Genomic DNA, 12674 nt, shown 5'->3' with positions numbered 1-12674 from the left:
AAGTGAAACGCCGTAGCGCCGATGGTAGTGTGGGGTCTCCCCATGCGAGAGTAGGGAACTGCCAGGCATCAAATTGCAACAGCCCCGACCTCACGGTCGGGGTTTTTTGCGTTTGTGGGCCGGGAAACTTTTTAGTAACCGATTCAAGAGCTACAGGCTTTATTCCCCTCTCACTTCCTGCCTGGCATTCCCTTTTTACGCTTATATTTCCGTCATCCGGTATATTCCTTAACCTTTCCGTCTGTGATGAAACATTTTCAACTACTTCATCTCATCTCGACTTTCAGCGCCTGACCCGCTATCTTTGGCTGTCTGGATGTCTAAACGTATAAATGGTTAGCCGAGGAAGTAAACGATGCCGATTAGGGTACCCGATGAATTACCAGCCGTGAATTTTCTGCGTAATGAAAATGTATTTGTGATGACCTCTACAAGGGCCAGCACTCAGGAAATCCGCCCGTTAAAAGTGCTGGTTTTGAATCTGATGCCTAAAAAAATCGAGACGGAGAACCAGTTTTTACGCCTGCTTTCTAACTCGCCGTTGCAAATCGATATTCAACTTCTGCGCGTCGACAGCCGCGAGTCACGCAATACGCCTGTGGAGCACCTGAACAACTTTTACTGTAATTTTGAGGATATTCAGGACAATAACTACGATGGTCTGATCGTTACCGGGGCACCGCTGGGCCTGGTCGATTTTAACGATGTGGCGTACTGGCCGCAGATCCAGCGCGTTCTCCATTGGGCTAAAGAGCACGTTACCTCCACGCTTTTTGTTTGCTGGGCGGTGCAGGCTGCTTTGAATATCCTGTACGGCATCCCTAAACAAACGCGTGATAAAAAATTATCGGGCGTTTATGAGCATCGTATTCTGCATCCGCACGCTCTGTTAACGCGTGGCTTCGACGATACTTTTCTGGCGCCGCATTCACGCTATGCGGATTTCCCGACGCACCTGCTGCGCGATTACACGGATCTGGAAATTTTTGCCGAATCAGAAGAGACGGGCGCTTACCTGTTCGCCAGCAAAGACAAGCGTCTGGCTTTCGTCACCGGCCATCCGGAATACGATGCGCTGACGCTGTCCGGCGAATACCATCGTGACTACGAAGCCGGGCTGCATCCGGAGGTACCCTGTAATTACTTCCCACAGGACAACCCGGAACTGCCGCCTCGAGCCAGCTGGCGCAGCCACGGCAACCTGCTGTTTTCAAACTGGCTGAACTACTACGTTTACCAGATCACGCCGTTCGATCTGCGTCATATGAACCCAACGCTGGAATAGTAGCGCAGGGCGTTTTGCCAGACCGCCAGTCGGATGCTTCTACGTGATGAAAACTTGTGCCAGTATGGATTGCCGGCATCGTGCCGCAGGTGAGAAAGAGGCAACAGTGGGCAACAGAACAGAAGCGCTGCATCAGCAGCTGGCAAAACGCATCATGGTGCTGGATGGCGGCATGGGCACCATGATCCAGAGCTATCGTCTGAGCGAAGAGGATTTTCGCGGCGAGCGGTTTGCCGACTGGCAGAGCGATTTAAAGGGTAATAACGACCTGCTGGTGCTGACGCGGCCTGATGTGATAAGCGACATTCACCACGCCTATCTACAGGCGGGCGCAGATATTCTGGAAACCAACACGTTCAACGCCACCCCTGTTGCGATGGCGGATTACCATATGGCCTCGCTGTCGGCGGAAATCAACTTTGCCGCCGCAAAGCTGGCCCGTGAGTGCGCCGATGCCTGGACGGCCCGCACGCCAGAAAAACCACGCTATGTTGCAGGCGTTTTAGGGCCAACTAACCGCACCTGCTCGATTTCGCCGGACGTTAACGATCCTGCCTTCCGTAATATCACTTTCAATCAGCTGGTCGAAGCCTACCGTGAATCAACAAAGGCACTGATGGCGGGCGGCGTTGATATTATTATGATCGAAACCATTTTCGATACGTTAAATGCCAAAGCGGCCATTTTCGCGGTAAAAAGCGAATTTGACGAGCAGGGCATTACGCTGCCTCTGATGATTTCCGGCACCATTACCGATGCATCCGGCCGTACGCTTTCGGGACAGACTACCGAAGCTTTTTATAATTCGCTGCGTCATGCGCAGCCGCTGTCGTTCGGCCTGAACTGCGCGCTGGGGCCGGACGAGCTGCGTCAGTACGTGGCGGAGCTGTCGCGCATTGCGGAAAGCTACGTGACCGCGCACCCCAATGCGGGCCTGCCTAACGCCTTTGGTGAATACGATCTGGACGCGGACATTATGGCGGAGCAGATAGGTGAATGGGCGCGATCGGGCTTTTTAAATATCGTCGGCGGCTGCTGCGGTACTACGCCAGCACATATTGCCGCAATGGCCGCCGCGGTAGAGGGCGTTACGCCTCGCCAGCGGCCGGATCTGCCCGTGGCCTGTCGTCTTTCCGGTCTTGAACCACTGAACATCAGCGCTGAAACGCTGTTCGTCAACGTCGGCGAGCGCACCAACGTTACCGGCTCGGCAAAATTCAAGCGTCTGATCAAAGAAGAGAAGTACAGCGAGGCGCTGGAAGTGGCGTTGCAGCAAGTGGAAAGCGGCGCGCAGATCGTTGATATCAATATGGACGAGGGGATGCTGGATGCGGAGGCGGCGATGGTACGCTTCCTGAACCTGATTGCCGGTGAGCCGGATATTGCGCGCGTGCCGGTGATGATCGACTCCTCCAAATGGGAAGTGATTGAAAAAGGCCTGCAGTGTATTCAGGGCAAAGGCATCGTTAACTCCATTTCGATGAAGGAAGGCATCGAAGCCTTTATTCATCATGCCCGTCTGGTGCGGCGCTACGGCGCGGCAATGGTTGTGATGGCGTTTGATGAGATCGGCCAGGCGGATACCCGCGAACGCAAAATCGCTATCTGCCGTCGTGCCTATCAGATCCTGACGGAAGAGGTTGGCTTCCCGCCGGAAGATATCATTTTCGACCCCAACATCTTTGCGGTCGCTACCGGCATTGAAGAGCACAACAACTACGCGATGGATTTCATCGGCGCCTGTGAAGATATCAAGCGAGAGCTGCCGCACGCGATGATTTCAGGCGGCGTCTCCAACGTCTCCTTTTCCTTTCGCGGCAACGATCCGGTACGTGAAGCTATCCACGCGGTTTTCCTTTATTACGCTATTCGCAACGGTATGGATATGGGGATCGTCAATGCCGGTCAGCTGGCCATCTATGACGACCTGGCGCCAGATCTGCGCGACGCGGTAGAAGACGTGGTGCTTAACCGGCGTGAAGACAGCACCGAGCGGCTGCTGACGCTGGCGGAAAAATATCGTGGCAGCAAGGCGGACGACGGAAACAAGCCGCAGGCAGAATGGCGCAGCTGGGAAGTGGAAAAGCGGCTGGAGTATTCGCTGGTTAAAGGCATTACCGAATTTATTGAAGAGGATACCGAGGCCGCGCGCCAGAAGGCGAGTCGCCCGATTGAAGTAATCGAGGGGCCGCTGATGGCGGGCATGAACGTGGTCGGCGACCTGTTTGGCGAAGGCAAAATGTTCCTGCCGCAGGTAGTGAAATCCGCGCGCGTAATGAAGCAGGCAGTGGCTTATCTGGAGCCTTATATTGAGGCGAGCAAAGAGAAGGGCCGCACCAACGGCAAAATCGTGCTCGCTACGGTAAAAGGCGATGTTCACGACATTGGTAAAAATATCGTCGGCGTGGTGCTGCAATGCAACAACTACGAAATCGTCGATCTGGGCGTGATGGTGCCCGGCGATAAAATTCTTAAAACCGCCAGAGAACAAAATGCCGATATCATCGGTCTGTCGGGGCTGATTACGCCGTCGCTGGACGAGATGGTCAACGTGGCGAAAGAGATGGAGCGGCAGGGCTTTACGCTGCCGCTGCTGATCGGCGGCGCAACCACGTCCAAAGCGCATACGGCCGTTAAAATCGAGCAAAACTATAGCGGCCCAACGGTCTATGTGCAAAACGCCTCGCGCACGGTTGGCGTGGTTTCAGCGCTGCTTTCCGCCACGCAGCGTGACGATTTCGTGGCCCGCACGCGTAAAGAGTATGAAACGGTGCGCATCCAGCACGGTCGTAAAAAGCCGCGCACGCCGCCGGTCTCGCTGGCGACGGCAAGGGCTAATGCCCTGGCGCTGGACTGGGAAGATTATACGCCGCCCGTGCCGCACCGGCTGGGCATAAGCGAAGTAAGCGCTAACATCGAAACGCTGCGGCACTATATAGACTGGACGCCGTTCTTTATGACCTGGTCGCTGGCTGGCAAATATCCCCGCATTCTGGAAGACGAAGTGGTGGGTGTTGAGGCGAAACGGCTTTTTGACGATGCGAACGCGATGCTGGACGAGCTGAGCGCGAAGCAGGCGCTTACACCGCGCGGCGTAGTAGGCATTTTTCCGGCTAACCGCGTCGGCGACGATATCCATATTTATCGCGACGAAGCACGCCGCGACGTTCTGCAAGTAAGCCATCACTTACGTCAGCAGACGGAAAAAACGGACTTTGCGAACTACTGCCTGGCCGATTTTGTGGCACCGGCTGCCAGCCGCAAAGCCGACTATCTGGGCGCGTTCGCCGTTACCGGCGGCCTGGAGGAAGATTCGCTGGCGGAAGCCTATGACGCCGCTCATGATGATTACAACAAAATCATGGTGAAAGCGCTGGCAGATCGTCTGGCGGAAGCGTTCGCGGAATATCTGCATGAGCGAGTTCGTAAGGTCATCTGGGGCTTTGCGCCTACGGAAAACCTGAGCAATGAAGAGCTGATCCGTGAGAACTATCAGGGCATTCGTCCCGCGCCCGGCTATCCCGCCTGTCCGGAACACACCGAGAAGGCGACCATCTGGCAGCTGCTGGATGTTGAAACCCATACCGGCATGAGGCTGACGGAATCTTTTGCCATGTGGCCGGGCGCATCGGTTTCCGGCTGGTACTTCAGCCATCCGCAAAGCAAATATTTTGCGGTCGCTCAACTGCAACGCGATCAGGTAGAAGATTATGCGCAGCGCAAAGGGATGTCGGTGAGCGAAGTTGAGCGCTGGCTGGCCTCAAACCTGGGTTATGACGCCGACTGACCAATGCCGGGGGCAGATAACAGGATCTGCCCTGCTTTTCTCCCGCCTGCTCTTCAGCCAGCGCCAGTCGCGCGATGCCATTTCAATAATATGACGCTGATAAAAAAGCTTTTTCGCCAGAGCGACTAAACTTAAGGCGACGGTCGCTCATCAGGACTAAAGCTTTTATTCGTGAAAATCCGTGAGGTTAATATCGGTGCTGACCCTGCTTAATTTACTTTCTGCCGTAGCGCTGCTGGTGTGGGGAACGCATATTGTTCGTACCGGCATTATGCGAGTTTACGGCGCAGATCTCCGCCGCGTGCTCAGCCGCAGCGTGGCGAAAAAGCCGATGGCCTTTGTGGCCGGCATCGGCGTCACCGCGCTGGTGCAGAGCAGCAATGCCACCACGCTGCTGGTGACTTCGTTTGTGGCGCAGGAGCTGGTGGCGCTGACGCCCGCGCTGGTGATCATACTGGGCGCGGACGTGGGGACGGCGCTCATGGCGCGCATCCTGACCTTTGATCTTTCCTGGCTGTCGCCGCTGTTTATTTTCTTTGGCGTGGTCTTTTTCCTGGGACGCAAACAGACGCGCGCCGGGCAGCTTGGCCGCGCCAGCATCGGGCTGGGGCTGATCCTGCTGGCGCTACAGCTGATCGTCGCGGCGGCGACGCCAATCACCCAGGCCGCAGGCGTTAAGGTAATCTTCTCTTCGCTCACCGGCGACGTAATGCTGGACTCGCTGATTGGCGCGGTATTTGCCATTATCAGCTATTCGAGTCTGGCGGCGGTGCTGATCACCGCCACGCTCACCGCGACCGGCGTTATCTCTTTTAAAGTGGCGCTGTGCCTGGTGATCGGCGCGAATCTGGGCAGCGGCCTGCTGGCGATGCTGAACAACAGCGGCTCCAATGCCGCAGGGAAACAGGTGGCGCTGGGCAGTCTGCTGTTCAAATTTATCGGCTCGCTGATAGTGCTGCCTTTCATCGATCTGCTGGCGGACTGGCTGCAAAAGCTGCCGGTTAACGACGAAGAGCTGGTGATCTTTTTCCACGTCTTCTACAACCTGATCCGCTGTCTGGTGATGGTGCCTTTCGCCGATTTGATGGCCGATCTGTGCCAGCGAATTATTCGTGAAGAGCCGGAAACGGATTTGCGCCTGAAGCCGAAACATCTGGACAGTAGCGCGCTGGATACGCCCGCGCTGGCGCTGGCGAACGCTTCAAGAGAGACGCTGCGCATGGGTGACGTGCTGGAACAGATGCTGACCAGCTTCAGTAAAGTGATGCACGGCGAGCTGCGAGAGGAAAGGGAAATTCGGCGGCTGGACGACGACGTTGACATACTTTATACCGCGATCAAACTCTATCTGGCGCAGATGCCGAAAGAAGATCTGCCGGAAGAGGATTCGCGGCGCTGGGCGGAAACCATCGAAATGGCGCTGAACCTGGAAATGGCGGGCGATATTCTGGAGCGCATGAGCGGCGACGTGGTGGATAAATCGCTGAATGCGCGCCGCGCTTTTTCGGTGGAGGGCCTGGCGGAGCTGGATGCGCTGCTTGAGCAGCTCAACGCCAACCTGCGTCTGAGCCTGTCGGTATTTTTATCACATGACGTAACCAGTGCTAAGCGGCTGCGGCGCGCCAAGCACCGTTTCCGCATTACAACTCGCCGCTATTCGCATAAGCATGTCGATCGTCTGCATCAGCAAAACGTGCAGAGTATAGAAACCAGTTCGCTGCATCTGGGCCTGCTGGGCGATATGAAAAGGTTGAACTCGCTATTTTGCGCGGTTGCCTACAGCGTGCTGGAGCAGCCTGACGATCCCAGGGATGAGGAATAACGCAAGCCCCCGCGACAATGCGGGGGAGAAACGCTATTTTTTGCTGATGGGTTTGCTGGACCAGTAGCCCGCCAGCAGCGAGCCGGAAAGATTGTGCCAGACCGAGAACAGCGCGCCCGGCAGCGCGGCCAGCGGTGAGAAGTAAAGCTTGCCCAGCGTCGCCGCCAGCCCGGAGTTTTGCATTCCCACTTCCAGCGCCAGCGTGCGGCAGGTGGATTCATCGAAGCCAAACAGCTTGCCGCCCCAATAGCCGCCCAGCAGGCCGATAGCGTTATGCAGGATCACTGCGGCTATCGTCACCAGCCCCACCGACCCGATAAAGCCCTGACTGCCCGCTACGACGGCGCTAATAATCAGCAGAATGCAGACCATGGAAAAAGCGGGCAGATAAGGCTCCACGCGGCGCACCACGCCGTGCAGCGTGTGATGGACAATCAGCCCGATGCTAATCGGCACCACCACGATTTTAACGATGCTCAGCAGCATCCCGGCGACATCCACCTGAATATGCGTATCCACGTAGAGCTTAGTCAGCAGCGGCGTGGCGAACACGCCTACCAGTGCGGAGACGGACGAGATGGTCACCGACAGCGCCACGTCGCCCTTAGCCAGATAGATCATCACGTTGGAAGCGGTGCCGCTGGCGACGCTGCCGACCAGGATCATGCCCGCTGCCAGATCCGGCGGCATCTTAAACAGTTTTGCCAGCGCCCAGGCGGCGAGCGGCATCACCAGATAGTGCAAAAACGTGCCGGCGATAACCGGTGCCGGTCGGGTCAGCACGCGTTTGAAATCGTTGATATTCAGCGTGACGCCCATACCAAACATAATCAGCATCAGCAAATAAGTGACCCAGGGGCCAATACCCAGAAAGGGAGTTGGCGTGTACCAGGCAGCAAGGGAAAGCAGGACTGCCCATAACGGGAACAGTCGGGTAACGGTGGCGAGCATAGCCAGACTTCCTTTTTATGTTGTGATTACAGAATGCCGTTTTCCCGGAACGGGGGAAAAGCGGTCGTCGAATCATAGCATTAGCCGATGGGAAAGGAAGGACGAGCGGACAGCGGCGGGAAAGACGCAGGAAAAGGGCGGGCCAGCAGCGGCCCGCCAGGCAGGCGTTACGCTTTTTCCTCCAGCAGAACGCGGTAAATCAGGCCGCCAACCAGCGCGCCGACGAGCGGCATCGCCCAGAACATCCATAGCTGATCCAGCGCCCAGCCGCCCTGGAAGATAGCCACGGCGGTACTGCGTGCCGGGTTAACCGAGGTATTGGTCACCGGAATGCTGATCAAATGGATCAGGGTCAGCGCCAGACCGATAGCAATGGGCGCAAAGCCCTTCGGCGCGCGTTTGTCGGTCGCGCCGTGGATGACGATCAGGAAAATAGCGGTCAGCACGGCTTCCGCAATCATGCCGGACAGCAGAGAGAAACCGCCGGGCGAATGCTCGCCGTAGCCGTTAGCGGCAAAACCGCTGGCTGCCGCGTCAAAAGAGGCTTTGCCGCTGGCGATCAGATAAAGCGTGCCTGCCGCCAGCGCGCCGCCCACAACCTGCGCCAGCACATAGGGAAGGATTTGCGACGCGGGAAAACGGCCGCCGGCCCACAGCCCTATGGTTACCGCCGGATTAAAATGACCGCCCGAGATATGCCCTACGGCATAAGCCATCGTCAGGACGGTCAGGCCAAACGCCAGCGATACGCCGAAAAAACCAATTCCCAGCTCGGGAAAAGCCGCGGCTAATACCGCGCTACCACAGCCGCCGAGAACCAGCACAAAGGTTCCCAGCGATTCAGCGACTAACCTACGCATGTTTTGCTCCATTATTTGATTTAACGCCACGATTATCCCTGGCTTGTCCAACCGGAAAATCAACGGAACGGAGAATATGCTGTCTGCGGGCGGATCTGCGGCTTTATTAGCGACTGGCTTGAGCCAGATCAAAAGATAAGCGCTCGCTGAGTAAAGCGATGAAAGGGAAAAACAAGAAAAGTAAAAAAGCGGGCAAGGCTGATTAAGCCTTAAGGCTATCAGGCCACCATTGGGCTGAGGAAGGGCGGCATTGCTGCTGCGAAAAACGGCAGGGCGCCGCAGGCTTGTCAGCAATCTGAAAACCGGGCTTCCGCCCGGCTTTCACGCTTACTCAAACAGATTTTTATGCAGCGCCTGCACCACCTGTTCGGCGTCGTTGCCCGGCACCAGGAAGCAGAGGTTATAGCTGCTTGCGCCATAGCAGATCAGGCGCAGGTTAAACGGCTCCAGCACGCCGAAGACCTCTTTGCCGACGCCGCAGGCTTTGGAAAGCTGATTGCCGATTAACGCCACCAGCGCCAGGTTTTCTTCTACCTCTACGCGGCACAGAGAAGAAAGCTCGGTCAGCAGCGCCTGAGTCAGCAGGCCATCGCTGTTGGAGGTGGAGCCAGTGGTATCCAGCGTCAGCGCAACGCTTACCTCCGAAGTGGTAATCAGATCGACCGAGATATTATGGCGCGCGAGGATGGTGAAAACCTCAACCAGAAAGCCGCGCGCGTGCAGCATATTCAGGCTGTGCAGCGTCAGCAGCGTCTGTTTGCGGCGCAGGGCCAGCGCGCGGAACAGCGGCGGATCCTGCGTTTCGTTGCAGACGCGCGTGCCGCCAGCGGCCGGATCCTTACTGGAGCCGACGAACACCGGAATATCGCTGCGTACGGCAGGCAACAGCGTGGCCGGATGCAGCACCTTGGCACCAAACGTCGCCATCTCCGCCGCTTCGCCAAAGGTGATTTCATCAATGCGTTTCGCCGTCGGCACCACGCGCGGATCGGTGGTATAGATGCCCGGTACATCGGTCCAAATGTCGATACGGCTTGCGTGCAGCGCTTCGCCCAGCAGCGCGGCGGTATAGTCGCTGCCGCCGCGACCCAGCGTGGTGGTGCGGCCTTTCGGCTCGCTGCCGATAAAGCCCTGGGTCACGATCAGCGCTTCGCCCAGCCGCGGCGCCAGCTGTGCCTGCGTCAGTTCCGCCAGCAGCGCGACATCCGGCTCTGCGCGACCAAAGCGGTCGTTGGTGCGCATCACTTTACGCACGTCGAACCACTCGGAGGCCACTTCGCGCTGGCGCAGGATCTCTACAAACAGCAGGCTGGACATCAGTTCGCCGTGGCTGACCAGCTCATCGGTCAGCGCGGTTGAGGTAGCCAGCGCGGCGGCTTCGGAAAGCATGGTGATGTTTTCCAGCACGCGATCGATTTCGTCGCGAATCACTTCAGAATGCGGCAGCTGGTCAACAATGGCGTACTGGATGCGGCGGATCTCATCCAGTTGATAAGCACGCTGTTCCTGCTCCAGGCCTTCCGCCAGGGAAACCAACAGGTTGGTGACGCCCGCAGAGGCGGAAAGCACCACCACGCGCACATTCGGATCGGCCAGCACCACGTCGGCGCTGCGGTTCATGGCGGCGTAATCGGCAACGCTGGTGCCGCCGAACTTCGCCACGATCAATGATTGGGACATGTCTTGACATACCTCGTGTCAGGTTAAAATCTATCAGCCTTGGCACAAGGGAAGAGCAGAAACGGGGCAGACGTAGAAAAGGGATTACTACGAGTCACCCAGAAGCGCTCCACCTTGCAAATCGTCCGCCCGGCGGACGATCGTGGTGACAACCCAGAGGATTCAGCCCCTGTAGCCGATACGCCCCATACCGCATGGTTTGTACCTCGGCGTCGCTCCCCCTGATGTGTTTTCTACGGATTCGGTTCCTCCAACACACTGCCTGGGCGACGCGCCTCTTCTGGCCTGCGCATCAGATGCGCAGCTAGCCGCCCAGAAATACCGGGTTATTGCCTTGCTGTCAATCCCCGGAACTGGCCGATGATTCATTTTGTACCAGAGCGATCACCGTACAGGGCAGCGCGGGCGGCTGGCCGTCGCCTATTTTCAGCTTGCCCTGTTCGTCCTGCACAAAGAGCAACAGCGCGTTCTGATTCTTTTCCAGATACTCTTCCCAGCCGAAATTTTCATTCAGGCCCGTCGCTTTGATTACGCCGCCTTTCGCCAGCAGGCTGCTGAGGCGGGCATAGGTATGCTCCTGGCTGAACAGCACTTCATGACGGCGAAAGCGCGGGCTTTCACTGTCGCGGCGGCCTTTCAGCGCGGCGCCCGAACGAATAGCCGCCACGTTGTTGTTACCAAAAATATGGCTGAAATGGTAAACGGCCAGCGCATTTTGATGGCGATTGGGCGACAGGGCAAGCACCTGGGCCGTTTCGCTAAGGTCGAGGAAGTTTTCGGCATGATCCGACCAGGCGTTGCCGTAGTAAGCGGGAATGCCTTCCATACGGGCCAGCCGATAATATTCCCAGCTGCTGTCCGTCACTAGCACGGGCAGATCCAGCTTTTGCAGCGCGGCAGCCAGCGCGCGGGCGACGCTGTTCGCGCCGATAATCAGGATACCGCGCGGCTCCCGTTGCTGCACGCGCAGCGCACGGGCGAGGAACGAGCTGGTCAGGCTTTGCAGCACCACGGTGCCGATAATCACCGCAAACACCACGGTCACCAGCCGGCTGGCGCCTTCATAGCCGGTTTTTTCCAGCGTCAGCGCAAACAGCGAGCTGACTGCCGCCGCCACGATGCCGCGTGGCGAAATCCAGCTCAGCAGCAGCTTGTCGCGCCAGGAGAGCGAGGAACCCCACGTGGAGAGCGCGATACAGAGCGGACGAGCGATAAACTGCACCACCAGCAGCAGGCCAAGCAGCGGCCAGCCCATCGCCAGCAGCGCGCCGAGATCCAGCCTGGCAGCCAGAATAATAAACAGCGCGGAGATCAGCAGCGCCGACAGCTCCTCTTTAAAGGCGATAATCTCGCTCAAATCCACATCGCGCATATTGGCCAGCCAGATCCCCATCACGGTGACGGTCAGCAGGCCCGACTCGTCGGCAATAGCGTTCGACGCGCCGAAAGCGGTCAGCGTAACGGCCAGCACCGCAAAGTTTTGCAGATAGCCCGGCAGCCAGACGCGCTTCAGCGCGACGCCCATCAGCCAGCCGAACAGCGCGCCGCCGACGGTGCCGACCACCACGGTCAGGCCGAACGTCCAGAAGAGATGGGTCAGCGACTCCGCTTTTTGCTGTAGCACAATGAATTCAAACACCAGCAGCGTGAAAATAGCGCCGACCGGATCGATCACAATGCCTTCCCAGCGCAGGATCTGATTAATTGCCTTATTCGGACGCACCACGCGCATCAGCGGAGCGATAACCGTCGGGCCGGTGACGACCGTGACGGCGCCGACCAGCGCCGCCAGCTCGGGCGGGAAGTCGAGCAGCAGCCAGCAGGTGAGGCCGATAGCCAGAAAAGTGATAAACATGCCGATTGTGACCAGATTGCGCACCACCTTGCCCAATCCACGGATCTCGTCGAAACGCAGCGTCAACGCGCCTTCAAACAGAATGATCGCTACCGAGAGAGAAACCAGCGGGAACAGCAGAGCGCCAAACAGCGCATCCGGCTGCAAAACATGACCGACCGGCCCCAGGAGAATGCCGAAAACAAGCAGCGGTAAAATGGCCGGTAAACGCAGCAACCAGGCCAGCCACTGGGCCACGAGCGAGCTTAATCCAATGATAACCAACAGGAGTGGCGCAGAAAGCTCCATAAAATTTTTCCTTTAAAGGGCAAGAATAGTCATACTGAAACGCATCGGGTTTCACCCCGCCGCCTGAATTATAAATAGCCCCGGGCAAAAGAGAGGAAAACTTCTCCTCTGATAGCCGTCACCTGTTGCAGGGAAAGGCGTGCGAA

General features: G+C 57.5%; 7 protein-coding genes and 1 riboswitch. Of the genes, 3 read left to right on the top strand and 4 right to left on the bottom strand.

Features of this window, described 5'->3' with window-relative positions:
• The first annotated feature begins 355 nt into the window (after positions 1-355).
• The 3 genes from metA (at position 356) to ACMGEE_RS18190 (ending at position 6894) form a co-directional block, all read left to right on the top strand.
• Positions 356-1285: a homoserine O-acetyltransferase MetA gene (metA, locus tag ACMGEE_RS18200; RefSeq protein WP_253456254.1), complete on the top strand. Its 930-nt coding sequence runs from the start codon at positions 356-358 to the stop codon at positions 1283-1285.
• Positions 1286-1391: 106 nt separating this feature from the next.
• Entirely contained in the window at positions 1392-5072 is a 3681-nt protein-coding gene (gene metH, locus ACMGEE_RS18195; protein WP_301252086.1) for a methionine synthase, read from the top strand.
• Positions 5073-5268: 196 nt separating this feature from the next.
• Entirely contained in the window at positions 5269-6894 is a 1626-nt protein-coding gene (locus ACMGEE_RS18190; protein ID WP_436830440.1) for a Na/Pi cotransporter family protein, read from the top strand.
• Between the two features lie 33 nt (positions 6895-6927).
• Here the strand turns inward: ACMGEE_RS18190 and panS are convergent, their stop codons facing one another.
• From panS to ACMGEE_RS18170, 4 genes are all read right to left on the bottom strand, one after another.
• Entirely contained in the window at positions 6928-7845 is a 918-nt protein-coding gene (panS, locus tag ACMGEE_RS18185; protein ID WP_253456247.1) for a ketopantoate/pantoate/pantothenate transporter PanS, read from the bottom strand.
• 167 nt (positions 7846-8012) lie between these two features.
• Positions 8013-8705: an aquaporin Z gene (gene aqpZ, locus ACMGEE_RS18180; protein WP_436830435.1), complete on the bottom strand. Its 693-nt coding sequence runs from the start codon at positions 8703-8705 to the stop codon at positions 8013-8015.
• Between the two features lie 327 nt (positions 8706-9032).
• Positions 9033-10385, bottom strand: coding sequence for a lysine-sensitive aspartokinase 3 (gene lysC / locus ACMGEE_RS18175; RefSeq protein ID WP_253456236.1), 1353 nt, complete (start codon positions 10383-10385; stop codon positions 9033-9035).
• A gap of 94 nt (positions 10386-10479) precedes the next feature.
• Positions 10480-10673: riboswitch (Lysine riboswitch) on the bottom strand.
• Positions 10674-10725: 52 nt separating this feature from the next.
• Positions 10726-12528 (bottom strand): cation:proton antiporter, encoded by a 1803-nt coding sequence (locus ACMGEE_RS18170; protein ID WP_253456233.1) that lies wholly within the window; start codon positions 12526-12528, stop codon positions 10726-10728.
• Between the last annotated feature and the right edge of the window lie 146 nt (positions 12529-12674).

Origin of the sequence: Erwinia artemisiae, from assembly GCF_051400835.1 — a bacterium.
Lineage (GTDB): Bacteria > Pseudomonadota > Gammaproteobacteria > Enterobacterales > Enterobacteriaceae > Erwinia > Erwinia aeris.
This window is presented reverse-complemented; position numbering and strand designations above follow the sequence as displayed.

What these genes read in the sequence shown, in the direction of transcription:
- metA (WP_253456254.1), top strand. Translation starts at nt 356, where the DNA reads ATGCCGATTAGGGTACCCGATGAATTACCAGCCGTGAATTTTCTGCGT.
- panS (WP_253456247.1), bottom strand. Translation starts at nt 7,845, where the DNA reads ATGCTCGCCACCGTTACCCGACTGTTCCCGTTATGGGCAGTCCTGCTT.
- aqpZ (WP_436830435.1), bottom strand. Translation starts at nt 8,705, where the DNA reads ATGCGTAGGTTAGTCGCTGAATCGCTGGGAACCTTTGTGCTGGTTCTC.
- lysC (WP_253456236.1), bottom strand. Translation starts at nt 10,385, where the DNA reads ATGTCCCAATCATTGATCGTGGCGAAGTTCGGCGGCACCAGCGTTGCC.
- ACMGEE_RS18170 (WP_253456233.1), bottom strand. Translation starts at nt 12,528, where the DNA reads ATGGAGCTTTCTGCGCCACTCCTGTTGGTTATCATTGGATTAAGCTCG.